Source organism: Candidatus Neomarinimicrobiota bacterium, from assembly GCA_016784545.1.
In the GTDB taxonomy this organism is placed as follows: domain Bacteria; phylum Fidelibacterota; class UBA8477; order UBA8477; family JABMPR01; genus JABMPR01.
The window spans coordinates 19,198-36,651 of record JADHUM010000046.1 but is presented as its reverse complement, the minus strand read 5'-3'; the positions used below and the strand labels follow the sequence as shown (position 1 = coordinate 36,651).

18 protein-coding genes are annotated in these 17,454 nt (G+C 45.4%); 9 read left to right on the top strand and 9 right to left on the bottom strand.

Annotated features, from left to right (window positions below):
* Positions 1-173: 173 nt before the first annotated feature.
* The 5 genes from ISR87_11090 (at position 174) to ISR87_11070 (ending at position 3,089) form a co-directional block, all read left to right on the top strand.
* Positions 174-797, top strand: a complete 624-nt coding sequence (locus ISR87_11090; protein ID MBL7025992.1) for a DNA-3-methyladenine glycosylase 2 family protein — start codon at positions 174-176, stop codon at positions 795-797.
* A 35-nt stretch (positions 798-832) separates the two neighbouring features.
* On the top strand, positions 833-1,186 hold the full coding sequence (locus ISR87_11085; protein ID MBL7025991.1) for a cupin domain-containing protein: 354 nt from the start codon (positions 833-835) through the stop codon (positions 1,184-1,186).
* A gap of 3 nt (positions 1,187-1,189) precedes the next feature.
* Positions 1,190-1,684, top strand: a complete 495-nt coding sequence (locus tag ISR87_11080; GenBank protein MBL7025990.1) for a DUF4440 domain-containing protein — start codon at positions 1,190-1,192, stop codon at positions 1,682-1,684.
* Between the two features lie 26 nt (positions 1,685-1,710).
* Positions 1,711-2,529: a mechanosensitive ion channel gene (locus ISR87_11075; protein ID MBL7025989.1), complete on the top strand. Its 819-nt coding sequence runs from the start codon at positions 1,711-1,713 to the stop codon at positions 2,527-2,529.
* 89 nt (positions 2,530-2,618) lie between these two features.
* A complete protein-coding gene (locus ISR87_11070; protein MBL7025988.1) occupies positions 2,619-3,089 on the top strand; it encodes a hypothetical protein in 471 nt (156 codons plus the stop codon).
* Between the two features lie 44 nt (positions 3,090-3,133).
* On the opposite strand, the gene ISR87_11065 is transcribed toward ISR87_11070, so the two are convergent.
* From ISR87_11065 to ISR87_11040, 6 genes are all read right to left on the bottom strand, one after another.
* Complete coding sequence (locus ISR87_11065) at positions 3,134-4,045, bottom strand: lytic murein transglycosylase (protein MBL7025987.1); 912 nt, start codon at positions 4,043-4,045, stop codon at positions 3,134-3,136.
* 9 nt (positions 4,046-4,054) lie between these two features.
* Positions 4,055-6,526, bottom strand: coding sequence for an Ig-like domain-containing protein (locus ISR87_11060; GenBank protein ID MBL7025986.1), 2,472 nt, complete (start codon positions 6,524-6,526; stop codon positions 4,055-4,057).
* A 5-nt stretch (positions 6,527-6,531) separates the two neighbouring features.
* Positions 6,532-7,506 (bottom strand): PD40 domain-containing protein, encoded by a 975-nt coding sequence (locus tag ISR87_11055; protein MBL7025985.1) that lies wholly within the window; start codon positions 7,504-7,506, stop codon positions 6,532-6,534.
* An 87-nt stretch (positions 7,507-7,593) separates the two neighbouring features.
* The gene (locus tag ISR87_11050) at positions 7,594-10,101 is read right to left on the bottom strand and encodes an Ig-like domain-containing protein (protein MBL7025984.1); all 2,508 of its coding nucleotides are present in this window, start codon (positions 10,099-10,101) and stop codon (positions 7,594-7,596) included.
* Positions 10,102-10,103: 2 nt separating this feature from the next.
* On the bottom strand, positions 10,104-11,057 hold the full coding sequence (locus ISR87_11045; GenBank protein MBL7025983.1) for a PD40 domain-containing protein: 954 nt from the start codon (positions 11,055-11,057) through the stop codon (positions 10,104-10,106).
* 225 nt (positions 11,058-11,282) lie between these two features.
* Positions 11,283-11,453, bottom strand: a complete 171-nt coding sequence (locus ISR87_11040) for an Rdx family protein (protein MBL7025982.1) — start codon at positions 11,451-11,453, stop codon at positions 11,283-11,285.
* Between the two features lie 156 nt (positions 11,454-11,609).
* Between ISR87_11040 and ISR87_11035 the strand changes: the two genes are divergently transcribed.
* Entirely contained in the window at positions 11,610-12,008 is a 399-nt protein-coding gene (locus ISR87_11035; protein ID MBL7025981.1) for a thiol-disulfide oxidoreductase DCC family protein, read from the top strand.
* Here ISR87_11035 and ISR87_11030 read toward each other — a convergent pair.
* Positions 12,005-13,174 (bottom strand): MFS transporter, encoded by a 1,170-nt coding sequence (locus ISR87_11030; GenBank protein MBL7025980.1) that lies wholly within the window; start codon positions 13,172-13,174, stop codon positions 12,005-12,007. The two genes, ISR87_11035 and ISR87_11030, sit on opposite strands and share 4 nt — an antisense overlap.
* 158 nt (positions 13,175-13,332) lie before the next feature.
* On the opposite strand from ISR87_11030, the gene ISR87_11025 reads away from it, so the two are divergent.
* From ISR87_11025 to ISR87_11015, 3 genes are all read left to right on the top strand, one after another.
* Complete coding sequence (locus ISR87_11025) at positions 13,333-13,548, top strand: helix-turn-helix transcriptional regulator (GenBank protein MBL7025979.1); 216 nt, start codon at positions 13,333-13,335, stop codon at positions 13,546-13,548.
* Positions 13,545-13,880 carry a hypothetical protein gene (locus ISR87_11020; protein MBL7025978.1) on the top strand — a complete coding sequence of 112 codons (336 nt, stop codon included), beginning with the start codon at positions 13,545-13,547 and terminating at the stop codon, positions 13,878-13,880. The genes ISR87_11025 and ISR87_11020 overlap by 4 nt, the downstream gene beginning before the upstream one ends.
* Positions 13,881-13,972: 92 nt before the next feature.
* Positions 13,973-15,133: a hypothetical protein gene (locus ISR87_11015; GenBank protein MBL7025977.1), complete on the top strand. Its 1,161-nt coding sequence runs from the start codon at positions 13,973-13,975 to the stop codon at positions 15,131-15,133.
* Here ISR87_11015 and ISR87_11010 read toward each other — a convergent pair.
* Entirely contained in the window at positions 15,122-16,465 is a 1,344-nt protein-coding gene (locus tag ISR87_11010; protein MBL7025976.1) for an amidohydrolase family protein, read from the bottom strand. The genes ISR87_11015 and ISR87_11010 overlap by 12 nt on opposite strands.
* Positions 16,462-17,430: an XdhC family protein gene (locus ISR87_11005; protein ID MBL7025975.1), complete on the bottom strand. Its 969-nt coding sequence runs from the start codon at positions 17,428-17,430 to the stop codon at positions 16,462-16,464. The genes ISR87_11010 and ISR87_11005 overlap by 4 nt, the downstream gene beginning before the upstream one ends.
* Positions 17,431-17,454: the final 24 nt, after the last annotated feature.

Below are 17,454 nucleotides of genomic sequence, written 5' to 3'. Positions count from 1 at the left end.
TCAAGAAGCTGGATACCTCTTTTTCACGGATTATTACCGAAATGTTAAGGTGTAAATTAAGGAACCGCCCTGTACGGAACCGTACGCAGGGTGGTGTGAGAGGACGGATAGGGAATTAATCCCTATCCTCCTACTCGATACCCCGAAGTGTCTGAGAAATATTATATAAACGCATGAATGAGATAGTCATACTCAACGAAGCCAGCCTATCAAAAGCCACTGAGATACTCTGCCAGAGTGATGCCATGCTTCAAGCGGTTGTAGATCGGTTTGGATTGCCCCCATTATGGGCGAGAGAACCAGGATTTCCAACGCTGATACATATTATCCTGGAACAACAAGTCTCCCTGGCTTCGGCAAAAGCATGTTTTGACAAACTCAATTCAGCCCTGGAAGCATTGAATCCAGAATCATTTCTAAGCTTAACCGATGACGCTTTATTGAGCATTGGATTTAGTAGACAGAAAGCACGCTATTCCAGAATATTGGCACAATCGGTACTAGATCAATCACTCGATTTAGAGGAAATGGAGCACCTTTCAGATGAAGTTGTGTATTCTCAGTTAACTACCCTCACGGGTATTGGACCCTGGACTGCCAACATTTACCTCCTCATGGCGCTGGGACGGCCAGATATTTGGCCTGGTGGAGACCTGGCCCTTGAAGTGGCGCTTCAGAACCTTCTCGGACTTGATCATCGACCCCGGGGCGAGGAATTTCAGGAGTTGGCTGAAGGGTGGCGACCTTATCGGGCGGTTGCAGCCAGGATATTGTGGCATTATTATCTATGGCAATAGAACCATATGATTAAATCAAATTAATAGGAATAAATATGTCTGTTAAACATCTACAAGATTTGCCCCTGGAACTCATCTCAACAGGAGAAAAAACATCCAAGCAAGTGCTTATTTCTCATGAAGAGGGACCCAACTTTGCCATGCGGCGCTTTGTCATAGAACCAGGCGGCTTTATGCCATTGCATTCGAACTCAGTTGAGCATGAACAGTTTTGCATTGGAGGTGAGGCGGAGGTGGTGATTGGTGAGGAGACAGTCATGGTTAAGAAAAATGATGTGGTCTTTATCCCGGCTAACATCCCTCATAGTTATAGAACCACGAGCACTGAAGACTTCGAGTTTTTATGTCTCATTCCCAACCAGGAAGACATCATTGATATCAAGGAGTAAAAAATGAGGACGAATCTTAAAACACTAGACTCTTTGCTGGGAATCTTGATTATTTTTACCACCATGATTTCAAGCTGTAATATCAATGATGATCTGGACACTGAGAGACGTCGGTTATTAAATACGGACAAGCAATTTGCTCAGATGTCCCTGGATAAGGGGGCGGCTGAAGCCTTTAATTATTTTCTCACTGAAGATGCCATGGGAATGTCCCACAATCAGCATCCCGTTTTTGGGCGTGAACAAATTTACCAGGAAATGAAAGATGGACAGGAAGACTACGAGCTGGCCTGGAAACCCCAGCGAGCCGAGGTGGCGGGTTCTGGGGATATGGGTTGGACCTGGGGCAAATATGTGTTGAGCATTAAAGATGAACAGGGTGTTGAACAAAAGCGTTATGGAAAATACTTGAACATCTGGACCAGGCAGGATGACGGACAGTGGAAGGTTGCTGTCGATATGGGGAATTCCAGTCCTGAACCTGTTGAGCAAAATTAAATAAAAAAAATAGAACGGAAGCGATTATGGATTTTCAAGAAATAACAAAACAGGTGACCGAGTACATCACCACGTATTCCCTAAACCTCCTGGGAGCCTTGCTGATTTTCCTGATTGGAAAATGGATTGCAAGAAAATTGGTAGCATTACTGAGAAAACTCATGGAGAGGCAAGAAGTAGATGAGACACTCATCCGCTTTTTGGACAAGATTGTATTATACACCTTAATGGTTGTCGTACTCATGGCAGTAGCAGATAGATTGGGAGTAAACACCAATTCCTTTTTAACAATTCTTGGAGCAGCAGGACTTGCTGTTGGCCTGGCCCTTAAGGATTCATTGGGCAATTTTGCCAGTGGTGTCCTGTTGGTATTCTTCCGCCCATTTAAAATAGGAGACGCCGTGACAGCTGGTGGTGTGACTGGTAAAGTTGAGGCCATTAGCATCTTTAACACGACCTTTCTCACCTTTGATAATCAGCGTATGATCGTACCCAATGGTCAAATCACCAATGGCGTAATTACCAATATTAATGCCAATCCCATACGTCGTCTAGATCTGGTTTTTGGTATCAGCTATGGGGACAATATCCTCACAGCAAAAGCCATTTTTAAAAACATTCTGGAAGCTGAGTCAAGAATCTTAGATGATCCTGCACCTCAGATTGTGGTATCTGAGTTGGCTGACAGCAGTGTGAATTTTTTCGTACGTCCGTGGGTTAAGACTGAAGAATATTGGGCTATAAAATTTGATCTCATCGAAAAAATTAAAATAGCGCTTGAAGAAGCTGGCATCACCATACCCTTTCCACAGAGGGATGTTCACCTTCATCAAGAAGAAAAATGATCCCTTTCAAGGAATTCCAAACTCAGAACAAGCCGTGGCTCTTCTGGTTGTTATTTGGGCTCACCCTTCTCACAATTGTGGGGATGCAAATGACTGGGTCAACTCTTGTAAATGAGGCTGCTCCAGGGGGGATTGTTAGTTTCGAACTTGCCGGTACGCTGGCTGGGAGTCAGAGCATTATTGAATCCTGGCGTGGACCGACAATGACCTGGGCTGGTATTAATATGGGGCTGGATTTCCTGTTTCTCTTTCTCTACGCCACCACCATTGCATTGGGATGTTTGATCCTGGCTGATAGAATGCCGGAAAAATCTCACAGCTTGAAAGCATTAGGGAGATGGTTGGCCCTTGGAATCCTCGTCGCAGCTGGTCTGGATATCATTGAGAACATAGCGCTTGTTCTGTTGCTTACTGGATCCGGGAATGAGCTTTTATCACCCCTGGCTCGCTGGATGGCCATTCCAAAATTTGGATTGGTGCTCCTGGCTTTATTGTACATCATTGGTGGCGTGGTGAGTTACCTGACGAACAGGATTAAACTGTCAAACAGGACTGCTTAGCAAAAACATCTACAAGTAATTAGGATGAGAAGCCGGTCGTTGTTCTACGATTTTGTGATGGCATCCTGAAGCTGTGAGCGAAGTTCCAGTACAACCTTCACGTAATTCTTTGAAGGGTTGTATTTATAGACAGCCCGCCAATTGGCAGAATTCTCTGAAAAATCAGTACTGCTGATATCATAGTTGCCACGTTTGAGGAGATAGTTGGCGATACTGGCCATGACGTCGGCCCATTCAAAGGGTTCACGAACTCCATCACCATCCATATCGACAGCATAACTTTTAAAGCTGGTTGGCATAAACTGTCCATAGCCAAAGGCACCAGCGTACGATCCCTTTACATCATGCGGTCCCAAACCATCAACCCTGCAGATCATAAACCAGGCTACCATTTCATCCTCAGCCCATTTTGCCCTGCGGGGGATATTGTGAATGATAGTATGCAGGGAGTTAAAAACAGGGTAGGATGAGGCATAAAGTCCATATTGAGTTTCTACACCGACAAAGCTGAGGATCAGAAAAGGATCAACACCGTATTGCTTGGCCACTCTGTTTAGGAGCTCGGAGTGCTCGTTGTAAAACTTCACACCACCATTGACGCGTTTATCATTCACAAAAATCTGGCGATAGTCTGTATACTCCATTTTTTCAGCAGGTTTGGAAAATCTGGCTGAAATGTTAGGCTCAATTTTAATGCCGGGGTTTGAGAAAACCTGCCAGGCATAGGCGGCTGGGACTCCGCTGCGGCGCAAGCGTTTAATAACCCGTCCATACACCTGTCTGGCTTGTTCATTTTTTGAGATAAGATTAACCATGTCTTTTTCAACTTGATTAGACCAGCTGGCTGGAGCCGTGCCATATTTTGAGTCGCGATCTGCATAGACGAATAGTCCAGTCAACAGCAGAATGATGGTGAATGTATTTCTCATGTATGGAATATGGTAAGTCTTTGTCATGTTTCCAAGTTACTTCAGAACTGTTATCTTGCGTGTGATCGAGATATCATTGGCTGTCATTTTAACCAGATAAAGACCTGAAGACATGCTGGAGGCATTCCAGCGGGTCACATGGTATCCGGCAGCCAGGGGACCCCTGAGCAAATTGGCTACTTCATGTCCCTTGAGATCATAAACTTGAATGGATACATCTACATTTTCCGGCAGTGTAAATGGAATACTGGTCCAGGGATTAAATGGGTTGGGATAGTTCGGAAGCAGAGCGAACGCCAGGGGATGCTCAACCGCTTCATCGCCCAATGCCAGATAATCCCGGGTTACTACCCGCAGATCATCAATATAGTAGACACCGGTTACGGGTTGACCCGGGACATAGGTAAGCTGAATGCTGTCAAATTCAAGGGTGCCGTTCAGAGTACCATCACCAATCCAGGTTCCAGTACCATCTTCAGACATATCCCAGTTCACCAGTCTCCAGCCGACCCAGTCAATGGTAAACCAGGGGCTGACTTCATGGGCACCACTACCGGTGATATTATCGTCCACACAAAACCTGAACTGATTGCCATTGCCATCACCAAAGATGTAGGCCTGCATTATTTTGCTGGAGTTAAAATGGACATTACGAGGGGCTCCTCCACCCAGATACTCACGCAAAAGCCAGGCGCCAGCGCTTTCCAGCCAGGTATAATTCAATTCCATGGCTGTATTGCTGCCAATATTCAGAGCGCTTGTTTCAGTGCTTGCCGCAACCGTGGTGAGATCACCATCAATACCAGTGGTGCTGCCACTGCCACTGGGTGGCCACCAATTGCCTACCCCGCCCTCGTAATTGTCAATATTTGTGACGGCATAATCATAGGTAGAGGTCGTGAAATCAATTGATGTTTCTGAATTTTGAATATTGCCCAACATATCACTGAAACCAGGTAGAACGCTTACCCTGTATTGTTCATTGTCAAGGAGGTCATTTGTGGCATATAATACCAGCAGACTCTTATCATTGATGACATAATGCTCCAGAATGGTTTCTTGTATCTGTGAATCAGAGACCCGCTGAAGTACCACTCGACTTTCAGCATCATTATCGAAACGAATTTCTTCATCCCAGGAAATATTGAAAACGGGACGTAAATCAACCAGCTCAGCATTTGAACTGGGATAGGTATCTTCAATAACTGGTGCAAAATAGTCTCTTGAACTCGTCCTGAAGGATACTGAAAAAGCATCTCCACCGGTTCCATCTTGATTTCCATCGAGAGGATACCCTGCCACATCCATGGCGGTTCCAGCAATGGTGATGGTATACTCTGTGAGGAATTCAAGGGAATCAGCAAGAATCCAGCTCATGCGTTTTCTATCCTGAGATAAGAAGAGAAATCCTGCAGCAGATGGCTCAATGGAAAAGGCATTCTCCAGTGAGGTTCTATCCATGGCTTTGGTAAATTCAAAAACCGGGTTTCCCCAAACGGCCCAGGTTGTATCTCCGTCTTCTGGATGAGATTCAATAACCATAGGTGGTGCTGTGTTTACCAGTAAAAAATTTGATATGGTTGTTTGATTTGCTGTCACCGTAACGGATGATGTGTCTGTGGCATATCCTGCAGCAGAAACAATCACTTCATAGGTGCCAGGATCCAGGCTGTCCACTTTGAAATAGCCATTATTGTTTTCACCACCATAGTAGTGGTGACCACCTGGTTCAATGGAGACGTCGATATTGTTGACAGGCAGCCATTGATCTTGCAAACTTTCCATTGAGTAGTAGGAGACGATATTATCAGAATCCTTGATGAGACCTGCGATGGCACCGACCGTGAAGCCGGGCTCTCCAAAATATGCCAAATAGCTGCGAGCCAAGGCCATGGCTTCATGTTTACGATAGTCCAGATTCATGAGACGCCATGATTCAGGGATATAATCATGGAAGGAACCTTCAGAGATGGTCGCTGGCATATTGGCTGGAACAAGTACTCCATAGCCATAGGTCCAGGTTGGATTTAAAGTCAGGTCGCCGATTGAAACGTCTTGGGTCGTGTGGTTAACATCATGAATAAGCGGTGCCATGATGTTGGCCATGGTGCGGGCAAGTGGAAAGGTCGGTGAACTTGTGGTTCCGTTATAAATAACCATGGCATAATTGGCCTGTCCATTCCAGCCATTACTATGATTGCTGTTAAAGTAATCCGCATTGAAATTGTTGGCCACGGCAGCTCGTTCAGAGAGCCCAAGATCATCAGTTGTGTTATTGTTGCCAGTACGGGTGATGGCAACCTCAGCACCCAGTCCCTGCAGGATACTCCTCAGTTCCAACCCCTTGGTCAAGTTCGATTCAGACTCCCAAAATCCAGTTGCTTCAATAAATCGATCATCACCTTCATGTCCAGAGTGTCCTGGATCAATACAGATTCTTACACCTGTCAGATCCTGTGCGAAAACCATTGAGGCAATCATTGCCAGCAGAAATATCTTTTTCATCATTGCGCCTACTCCACAATCTCAAATGAGGTTTCCATAATTTCACCCTGGAGAGAATGATAAATCACGTGCTGTCCGTCAGGTGCCCATTGAGGATACATCTCAATAATGTCGGGGGTATCAGTGATTTTCCAGGCATGCTGGCCATCATAGGATACAATCCATATCTCTGATTCAGTATATTGACTACCGTCATCCAGATCTTGCATGTAGACGATGTATTTACCATCAGGTGACCATTGTGCCGCATGGGCATCCCCCAGTTCAGCAATAATTTTCCCGTCAAGATCACATACAAAAGTTCCCTGTCCGGTCATAGTATATACCACCATATCACCAGATGGAGATAATTCAGACCAGATGTAATTACCCTGGCCCTGTGGAGCCAGGATAGTTTGAACACCCGCCTTGAATAGCTTTATGGAGAGCTTGTCATTTAGGATGGTTGTATAATCTGCCAGATTCCTCTCGCGCTGGCCGGTGATGGCATTGAGGATGGTTGGTGTTTCGTCAATTAAATAGAGCATTCGATGGTCAACCATGTTGGCCGGTGATACGAACCTAGCTCCCTCTGCAATGAGGTGATTGCCTGATGCATCAGCTTTGTAAAGGGAGGTGAATTTTCTGCCCTTCTGATAGTCATCCTGGCGATAGATGACAGTTCCATCAGACAGACTACGGGGCTGATATCCAGCACCCTGAACGCTGGTGATCTGGCGCAGTTCTTCTGAGGACCTGTTTAATATCCAGAGTCCAGTATAGGCATTTTGAGTCAATAATATTGATTCCCCATCCATGGTGTAGGCAGGGAAATAGAAAGGCGTATTGACGGTGCTGAGGAGCACCTGTGTATCCTTTATGACCATGTCCTTGCCCAGCAGGATTGTGGAAAGGGCTAAAATCAATGCAAAATATTTTATCTTCAAAGTCCCACTTCCCTGGGGTATCATTTCTCTCACCCCATAAATTAAGTTTTTATGCATTCATAACTGCATGTGAAAAGCCCCCGAACATAAGGCTCAGGGGCTTAAATAAAAGTGATCTGGCTTAAACGCTGTCTGACTACTCCTCTATTTTAGAACCATGATCTTGCGCGATTTTGATACGCCATTTGATTCCAATTTGATCACGTATACTCCAGACGGTACATCAGAAGCGTTCCAGCGTGTCTCATGATATCCGGTTCCAAGATTTCCACTGATCAGGGTGGATACAAACTCTCCCCTCAGGTTATAGACGGTCACTGAAGCTCGGGCTGGTTCGACGAGCGTAAATGGAATGGTTGTCCAGGGGTTGAAGGGGTTGGGATAATTGGGCAGGAGTGCAAATTCAACTGGCTGTTGCAACTCCCTCTCGTCAACATCGAGATAATTCCTGTCAACCACTCGAAGATTGTCAATATGATAGGTTCCAATGTTGTCATTGCCTGGTGTGTAGCTAAGCTGGATGCTGTCAAATTCAAGTGTACCATCCAGGTTTCCATCACCGATCCAGACTCCTGTACCGTCCACTGCCATATCCCAGGTGACCAGCTTCCAGCCATACCAGTTGATATTGTACCAGGGACTCACCTCATGGGCGCCGGCACCACCAATATTATCATCCACGCAAAAACGGAAGGTGTTTCCATTTCCATCGCCGAAAATCCAGGCTTGCATCATTTTGCTGGAGTTATAGTGAACATCCCGACCGGCACCACCGCTTAAATATTCGCGAATAAGCCACGAGTCAGCACTAGTATCCCAGCCATAATCTATCCGGAGGGATGTGCTATCTGTGTCAGTAAACACGCTGAGATCTGTTACAAAGTCTCTACTGCTAAAATCTAAAAGAATTCCTGTTGTGCTCCCTGATCCAGTTAGGGCCCACCAAAAGTTCACAGCATCGGTTTCAAAATTATCGATACTTGTTGCATCATAATCATAATGTGTTGTTGTGAAATTCACGAGGACTTCCTGAGTACGGATATTCCCAGTGAGATCTTTTATTCCAGGTAATATTCTTAAACGATAGGCTTCACTATCCAGCAAATCATTCAGGGCATAAACAACGAGAATACTCTTTGAGTCAATGACATGATGTTCCAATTCGAATGCTTGCAACTGGGAATCGGTAACGCGCTCAAAAACCAGCAGGTCTGCACTGACGCTGGCAGAATCCAGTTCCTCATTCCATGTAAAATTGAAAATTGGTTTCAAATCGACTGAATTGGAACCAGAGGATGGGTTGGTTGAAGTAACATATGGAGCTGTCATGTCTTCTGGTCCGGTTCTGAAATGTAAATTCCAGTCATCACCACCCACGGTGTCCCGGTTGCCGTCAATGGGATTGCCAGAAAAGTCTGTGGCTGTCCCGGCGATTGTAATCGTGTAGTCCGTGAGAAACTCAAGTGTGTCTTCTACAATGAATGACATTCGCTTGACATCTCTTGTGAAAAAGAAGGATCCAGCCGTAGCCGGGTCGATGGAAAAAGCAGCTTCAACAGTAGCCCGGTCCATGGTTCGGGAAAAAGTAATGGATGGATTCCTCCAGGCAGCAAAGAGGGAGTCACCCTCTTCTGGATTAGATTCCACAATATATGGCGGCGTGTTGGGAGCCATGAGAATATCCAGATAGGTCACAAAATCATCTGACATATCTGTTACTATCAAAGTGTCTGTATAATATCCCTCTGCAGACACGATAACTTCATAGCCTGAATCAGGCAGGTCTTCAAAGAAATAGAAGCCGTTGTGTAATTCATTTGGATCCGAGCTGTATTGATAAAACTGAGATTCATATGAATCAGTGGTGTATGATTGGCCATTGACCTCAACGGTAGCGCCATTTAGGCGGATACCTGTCTCTGAATCAGTAATGATTCCAGCAAGAATACCGGGGTAAGGTCGTTCAAGATTAAAATTATCGAGAATAGTCCAGAACATGCTATAGGCCAGCATGCGCGTATAGTCGGTGTTCATAAACAGCTGATTTTGAAGAGGATTTGTATGATATCCCTGTTCGCTCAATTCGCTGGCCATCGTTGTTACCCGATTTACATGAAGCCAGGGCCCTGGATTATTCACTGTACAGGGACTTGAATGCCAGGGGGAATAAAAACTACAATCTCCAATGGATCCAGCAGAGCTTTGGGGAATACGCATGACGTCTGAAAGCACCTCTACCATGATATCGCTCATGCCTTCACCACCGACTGGTGGATCTGGGGTGCCATCCCAGAGTTCACCCCAGAGGAGGAGCACATTGTTGCTGGTGGCACCACCAGCATTGCTATGAATAGAGTGAAACCATGCAGCACCCCTATTGTTGGCGTCAGCAGTTCTCTCGGGTAGACTTACATCAACCTGATCATTATACCGGGAAGACCATACCGTGTCGATGTCTGTTTTTGAGAGTAGAAGTTGACGCAAATGGAGCGCTGTCTGAAGCGTTTCCTCAGCTTCTGAGTACCCATTTACACCCATATTCTGAGTGCGACTATGACCAGGATCGACAAAAATGTTCCAACCAGATAGGCCGGTAACCTGGGCATTCAATAGTGTCATTCCAAGGATGAGGAAGAGCATTAAATTTTTCATACCTACCTCCAGCCCACTTGTTGAATGAATAGTTGGCCGCTTTGATCGGTATCATAGACAATCCAGGCGCCATCAGGTGACCACTGGGGGTTCATTTCAAACAGGTCGGGGGTTTCTGTCAACTTGGTGCGGGCACTGCCATCAATATGGATGGCGTAGATGTCTGAAGCAGTGACGGAATGACCATCATCAAAAGTGAGCATAAAAGTGATCCACTCACCATCTGGAGACCAGGCCGGTGCACTGCCTCTTCCGAGACTCACACGGTCATCACCATTTACTTTTGCCAGCCATAGATTTTGCCCGGCAGTTGAGTAAACCACATGTGAACCATCTGGGGATAGGGCATAACTATAGATATGATCCTGATCTGAAAATTGTGTGGTTTCTGAGGATTCGGCTTTCAATGGTTGGGTCATCCTGGTCTGGAAGCGACCATCTTTAATATAATTGACCTGTGGTTGGCTCAGTCCCTGGTTTGAATCACTGGTGGGGAAGCTTTCAAATTTTTCAGCAAAGGTGAGATACAGATGTGAATCATCTTCTGTCCAGAGGGGTGTGCCACTCATTCTGGTGCGAGGTGTGGATAGGGATTCCATACTGCCATCGGAGATAGTAAAACTGACAAGGGTATGGGAGCGTCGCATGTTGTTGAAATGTGAAATTTTGGAGGCAATTCGAGTTCCATCATGTGACCATGCAAATCCATATCCTGCTGAGTAGTCACTACTGATTTGTCTGACATTTCCTGTAGGGAAATCTAAAAGATAGAGACCGGTATAGCTAGGTCCCCCAGCTGCAATCTGGTCTCCATCGGGTGACCACTTGGGTCCCATATAATATTCTCCAGGTCGACTCAGTGCTATTGGGTCACCCTTGGTCTCAATTTGCTCAGCCAGAGCAAATGTTGAACAGAGGATAAGTAAGCAGATAGTAGTCCCCACTTTTTTGGTCATAGTAGCTCCATTTATTGCCGTTGAATGTTAGCTCAACTAGTTTGTAAATATTCTTACCAAACTAAATGCATGATTGCCCACATGCAAATATCAAAAGCTTAACAATTACAATACTTACAGGTGTTTTTTCTTGGTGTGTATAGGCATAAATAAAAACCCAGGCTCAGATTGAACCTGGGTTGACTTTTTTGGGGATGTGTCAAAGAGAGGGGGATGGATAAAAACCTATCCCAATTGGTTAATCACCTCATCATCACTCAGGGGGAATCGACCCAGTTCTTTTTTTGAAAAGATCAATTTATTGTCCTTCCAGATATTATAAGCTCCACCTGATGAAGGCAGGATGGTAAGGTCTTCGACTTCATTTCCGAATCTATCAAGAATGCCTGCAACCAAACTGGTTGCTCGGGGTAGGTAGTTTCAGGTAACGCAATATTCAATTTTAATTTGCATGGTTTTCTCCTTTATCGTCTAAGCTAAATTTTGCAACTCAGCTTGACAACTGCTGAAAAATAGGATTAGTATCACGGGATGTCAGTCGAAGTCACAACAATGGATCACCCCACCCTGCTTTTTGATGGTTATTGCAACTTGTGCAGCGGATCTGTGCTGGCTGTCATCAAGCGGGATCCACAGGCCATGTTTCGGTTTGCCAGCCTACAATCACCACTGGGACGATCCCTTTTGGATCAGCATGACCTTAATCCAGATGAAATCAATTCAGTCGTTCTGATTCATGAAAAGTCGTTCTCTCTAAAAAGCGATGCTGTGTTGGATGTTTTTCAGCTATTGGGCGGATTCTACCGACCCTTGGCAATTTTTAAATTCTTGCCCACCTCATTCCGTAATAGGATTTACGACTGGATCGCAAAAAATAGATATGTCTGGTTTGGAAAAAAGGACGTCTGCATGATTCCGACGCCAGAGCTGGAGGATCGCTTTCTTACTTAGGTCGTTACCGCGTTATGTCTGATTTCAGCTTTGCGGATACTACCGGAAATATATTGAACTGCAATAAGTGAGATAAGACTCATCACGGCACCAGCGACAAATGGAATTCGATAGTCAATAATCCAGGCCAGGCCACCTAAGACGGGGATAACCACTGCAGCAATGTGATTGATGGTGAAGCCCATGGCCATGGTGGGAGCCATGTGGTCGGCATCGCCTACCTTTTGGAAGAATGTGCGTATACCCATGGAAAAGTTGAAGAAAATATGATCAAGGATGTAGAGGACAGCCATGACTGCCTTGGTTTCTACTGTGGCATATGCGATAAAAATAAAGATGAGACTGAAATATTCAACGGAGAGTACCTTTTGTTCACCAAAACGAATGATGGCCTTGCCAATCAAGGGACTGAGAAAGTAATTGATGGCATTGTTGAGCATGAATAGCATGGTGATTTCTTTAACGCTGAACTGAAACTTTTCCACCAGCAGGAAAACGGCGAAGGCCACAAAAATCTGACGACGAGCACCTGCCATAAAGGTGAGGAAATAGTAGAGGCCGTAGCGTTTTCTGAAAATCATCTTCTTTTGCTGGGGTACTACATCTTGCCGTGTGGGATTTTGAAACATGCCCCAAAGTCCGGCAATGACGATTAAGCCACCCAGGATACCAAACATTAATTCGTAGCTGAGAACCGAGCTGGCTCCCAGTAAAACAAAACCAATAATAATGGCTGAAGCAGACGAATAACTGCGCAGTTTTCCCATGACCCATGGAGAGGTGTGGGTATCAAAATATTGGAGTGTCAGGGACTGATTCGTGGTTTCAAAATAGTGAAATCCAAAACTCATGATCAGGGTGGTGAAAATAAGACCAGTAAATGAAGGGAATACGCCTGTGAGGCTGATTCCAAGACCCAGAAAAGCAACCGAGAGGGCAGAAAGACGGTGCTCTTTGATGACCAGAGTGACAAAAACCACCAGGAGGGCCAAAAATCCAGGAATCTCCCTCACGGATTGAATCACACCAATATGGTTGCCGCCCAGGCCTACAACATCAACTGCAAAATTATTAAAAAGGGTTCGCCAGACCTGAAAGCCCATGGTTGTCACAATGGACATCACAGCCAGGAATAGGAACATGCGATCTTGACGGGCTTTTAGCATAGGCGGCAGGCTAACCCAAAAAGTGAAAATATGGAACGCCTATTCCCGATTTTTATTTATCAGTTAAATGGACAAATATTCTATTATATTAGTCAAAATGTAAAGAGTACTTGTCATAATATCAATTATAGATTACATTGCACTTGATTTGAAATGAGGTGAATGTGGAATTAGAGAATGAATTGAAAGTGTGGCGTGCGAGACGCGATATCACACAGGCACAATTGGCAGAAGCGGTAAAGCTCAGTCGTCAAACGATACATTCTATTGAAAGAGGAAAATTTGTGCCTTCTGTGCTTTCCGCGCTGAAGATTGCCGCTTTCTTTGGAACCAATGTGGAGGCAATATTTTTTGCCAGGAGGGATGAGAAATGAAATTTCGAGGGAATTATTTACTCTTGTTCAGTGTCCAATTTTTCAGTGGATTTCTAACCTACTATTGTTGTGTGAAATTTGGAATAATAGGTGTCGCCATCGGGTTCATTCCCTTTGGGCTTGCACTTATTGCCGTTCAAATGAAACACGACGCCGATGAGAGAGAACTGTCTCTCGTCCATAAAACCGATAGTGCTCAAAGTATTGTCATCGCTGTCGCAATGGCGATTGTCTATATGTGGTTTCCTGAGTTAAACTGGTTTTATCTCTTTGTGGCAAATATTTCAATTGTTCGAGGGGCTATCGGCGTGGGGTTATTTCTGACGAGTTGATGAATTAGCCAGGCGATCAGAGTATGTGCCGACTCTGGTACTGGAAAATGGTGTTTCTCACTTAAGCAGGCAATGAATAGAAGGATATGTGAATGAAGCGAAGAGAATTTATCATCCAAACGGGTACCGTAATCAGCGCAAGTATGCTATTCCCAGGCACTATTCTGGCTGGTAGCAAATCTGAGCAAATATTGGCAGGAACTCGCCGTCCCAATCCTGACGATTTTAAACAAGCCATTGTCAAAGCAATCTCAATCGGTATGAATGCCCCCAACCCACACAACTCACAGGCCTGGAAATTCAAGATTATTTCTGACCTTGAAGCCCTTTTCTATGTTGATGAAACCCGACTTTTGCAAGCAACTGACCCTCCAGCCCGACAAATCCATATCGGTTGTGGGTGTTTTCTGGAAACCTTGCGTCTCGGTGCATCTACCCTGGGCCTTCTGGCGGAATATGAGCTGTTGCCAGAGGGAGATTACTCACTTGAAGAGGCTGGACTGAAACCCGTTGCTTCCATTGAGGTGACTGCAGCGGTTGACATGCAATCACTTCCACTTTCCGACTCAATCTATTCACGTCAGACCAACCGAGCACTCTATGAAGGAGAACTGATGTCCTCTTCAGAGTTCAACTCCATAGCCGAGTTGACTTCAGCAAAACATACAGAAATCAGTTTCTATTCTGAGCCTGAAGTCTTAAATGAAATGGTGGATATTCTCTATGAAGGCATGGTGGTGGAGGCAAACACACATGTGACCTACGATGAATCCCGAATATGGTTTAGGAGCAGTCAGAAAAAAATTGAGACCAAGCGAGATGGTATCAATTTACGTACTGATGGCACGAAAGGGCTTTTGCTCTCCATTATGGAGTTTATTGTGAATGAAGACAATGAAGCGAGCTGGCATAAATCAACTGCCATCAACGCCTTTTTAAAATCCTATCGTAATAAAATCTACACGGCCAAAGGAATAGTCCTGTTTAAGACTCAGACCAATACCCTGTCAGACTGGATCAAAACGGGTGTTGATTATGTGAGATTTCAACTTGCAGCCGATGAGCTGGATTTCGTGATCCACCCCGTTAGCCAGGTTTTACAGGAGTATCCTGAGATGGATGATCTCAGGATACGCTTCAATGAGCTGGCTGGGGTCTCAGAACCCGCTAAAATTCAAATGGGAGTTCGTATTGGCAGGGGTGAAAAATTATATTACTCATACCGCAGAGAACCAGAAAATCTATTGATCTGATATCAGCAATCTTCCCCTGGAAATATTGCCTTGTAAGGTTTTGCTTGCCACTATTTCTCCCCGTCTGATAACCGTTTCAGGAAACAGAGCCGGAAGACCAGCATAGGCATTCCAATCCAGAGATGTGTCCAACCGGGATTCCCAATTCTCCGTGATTGACCAGGGGTCGACAATGAGTAGATCAGCATGGAGACCTGCTTTGATACTCCCCTTGAGGTGATCAAGACCAAAAATCTCAGCAGGATTTCTGCTGGTAAGACGAACCAGCAACTCCAGATCAAGCTGTCGCTCCATGAATTGCGCCAACAGGATTGGAAAAAGTGTTTCCACACCGCCCATCCCATTGGGAATGTCCTGAAAGGGAGTTCCTTGTGGCTTGTCTGCGAGACAAAAGGGGCAGTGGTCAGAACCAATAGTATGAACCTGACCCTTCTGGAGACCCAGCCACAATGCGTCACAGTCTGTCTGAGAACGCAGGGGCGGACTGGACACAAACATCTGCCCATCGGGCCTTTCATACATCTTATCTGAGAGCAACAGGTAGTGGGGACAGGTCTCTACTTTTAACAAAGGATATTCAGCTGCCTTGGCCAGGCCTGCAGCCGTATTCAAGTGGACAATATAAATGGTGCAATTGGTGCGAGCGGAAATTTCCCCAAGTCGACCTATGGCAACCAGCTCTGCTTCAGCCGGGCGGCTCAGGCCATGATAGCGGGGATGGGTTTCATTCCCATGGGTTAAAGGATCTGATGCACGTCGAATGACATCATTGTCCTCTGAATGAACCATGAGAACGCCCTGGTGCTGAGCAATAATTGCAGCCACAGATTCAATTTGATCGTAGTTGAGCATCATGTCTGCTTCAGCATAGGTAGTGAATACTTTAAAACTGTTGAACCCTCTGGCTATCAATTCTGGAATCTCACCCAGAAGTTCCGGTTCGAATCGAGTGATGTTGACATGAATACCCACATCGCAGAGGGACGCACCTGCCAGCTCAATACGGGTGTTGAGGCTTTCTGTCAATGACTGTCCCGATTCTAGGACGCTAAAGTCCAGAATGGTGGTAACCCCTCCGTGAAGGGCCGAACGGCTTCCTGAGGCGAATGTGTCTGCAGAATGGCTATTTTTGATGGGGATCCCCATGTGTGTATGAGGATCAATGACACCGGGAAAGATCCACTTGCCATTAGCATCAATTATTTCACAGTTCTCTGGTGGATGGATTTGAGAAGAAATGGAGATAATGAGTTCATCCTGGATAAGAATATCTTGAATTTCCTGGTTTTTGACTCCAATAACCTGACCATTTTTTATAAGCAAATCACTCAAGCCAGGTTGCTCCTATAAACGGAGATAATTTCAGATAAGATGCTGATGGCGATCTCGGGTACCGTCTGAGCATCTATAGCTAGACCAACTGGTGCATGTACTTTTGCCAATTCTTCCAGTGCAAAGCCCTTAGAATGCAAATTCTCCGATAAGAGCTTCCATTTACGCGCACTACTCACTAACCCGATATAGCGAACCGAAATCTCGAGAGCATGAGATAAAAGCTGGCGGTCGTGTTTATGTTCACGACTGGCAATGAGGATAAAATCTCGCTTTGGAATGTGGGAAATGGCTTCCCGATTTATGGGGAGCTCTGTTTGAAGCCTTTCTGCATAAGGGAATCGCTCGGCAGTTATCAGTTCTGTACGATCATCATAAACCTTGACCTGGAGCTCATTGAAATGTGCCAATTGAGCGACGGCTTGCCCAACATGTCCCGCTCCGAAGATGTGAAGCATTGGTGGAGAAAATACCTGCCACATGAGATAGAGGGCTTGGTTATGGATGAGAGGTCGGGTCAGCTGATTTTCAAATAATTTTCTTAGCTGCTGTTTCAGGTCAACATCTATTTCATTAATATCTTTCCGAGAGGTCACAATTTGTCTATGGACTTGAGTTGGTGAGTGTCCACTTATATGGAGCTTGATCATAAGTTTCTGATTTTGAGCGGACTGTTGGAGCATATCAGTATAAAAAGTTTCCAGCTCAGGCGAGAAGGGCTCCACCAGAACTTTCAAAGTGCCACCGCATAGCCCTACATCAGCGTCGACATCATTCCCGGTCATGTCAAAATCAAACAGTGTTGATGCAGCCTGGGGCATCATTTCCAGGGCAGCCCGGCTGACTTTCAGCTCCATGGATCCACCACCGATGGTCCCGAGTAGTGTGCCGTCATCCAGCACTAGCATCATGGGATAGTCTTTGCGGGGGACTGAGCCTTGCCACTGAACAACGGAGCAGAGCATTGCACTTCTCTCTTCCCCATGGGA

What these genes read in the sequence shown, in the direction of transcription:
- ISR87_11090 (MBL7025992.1), top strand. Translation starts at nt 174, where the DNA reads ATGAATGAGATAGTCATACTCAACGAAGCCAGCCTATCAAAAGCCACT.
- ISR87_11085 (MBL7025991.1), top strand. Translation starts at nt 833, where the DNA reads ATGTCTGTTAAACATCTACAAGATTTGCCCCTGGAACTCATCTCAACA.
- ISR87_11080 (MBL7025990.1), top strand. Translation starts at nt 1,190, where the DNA reads ATGAGGACGAATCTTAAAACACTAGACTCTTTGCTGGGAATCTTGATT.
- ISR87_11075 (MBL7025989.1), top strand. Translation starts at nt 1,711, where the DNA reads ATGGATTTTCAAGAAATAACAAAACAGGTGACCGAGTACATCACCACG.
- ISR87_11070 (MBL7025988.1), top strand. Translation starts at nt 2,619, where the DNA reads ATGACTGGGTCAACTCTTGTAAATGAGGCTGCTCCAGGGGGGATTGTT.
- ISR87_11065 (MBL7025987.1), bottom strand. Translation starts at nt 4,045, where the DNA reads ATGACAAAGACTTACCATATTCCATACATGAGAAATACATTCACCATC.
- ISR87_11060 (MBL7025986.1), bottom strand. Translation starts at nt 6,526, where the DNA reads ATGATGAAAAAGATATTTCTGCTGGCAATGATTGCCTCAATGGTTTTC.
- ISR87_11055 (MBL7025985.1), bottom strand. Translation starts at nt 7,506, where the DNA reads ATGCATAAAAACTTAATTTATGGGGTGAGAGAAATGATACCCCAGGGA.
- ISR87_11050 (MBL7025984.1), bottom strand. Translation starts at nt 10,101, where the DNA reads ATGAAAAATTTAATGCTCTTCCTCATCCTTGGAATGACACTATTGAAT.
- ISR87_11045 (MBL7025983.1), bottom strand. Translation starts at nt 11,057, where the DNA reads ATGACCAAAAAAGTGGGGACTACTATCTGCTTACTTATCCTCTGTTCA.
- ISR87_11035 (MBL7025981.1), top strand. Translation starts at nt 11,610, where the DNA reads ATGGATCACCCCACCCTGCTTTTTGATGGTTATTGCAACTTGTGCAGC.
- ISR87_11030 (MBL7025980.1), bottom strand. Translation starts at nt 13,174, where the DNA reads ATGCTAAAAGCCCGTCAAGATCGCATGTTCCTATTCCTGGCTGTGATG.
- ISR87_11020 (MBL7025978.1), top strand. Translation starts at nt 13,545, where the DNA reads ATGAAATTTCGAGGGAATTATTTACTCTTGTTCAGTGTCCAATTTTTC.
- ISR87_11015 (MBL7025977.1), top strand. Translation starts at nt 13,973, where the DNA reads ATGAAGCGAAGAGAATTTATCATCCAAACGGGTACCGTAATCAGCGCA.
- ISR87_11005 (MBL7025975.1), bottom strand. Translation starts at nt 17,430, where the DNA reads ATGCTCTGCTCCGTTGTTCAGTGGCAAGGCTCAGTCCCCCGCAAAGAC.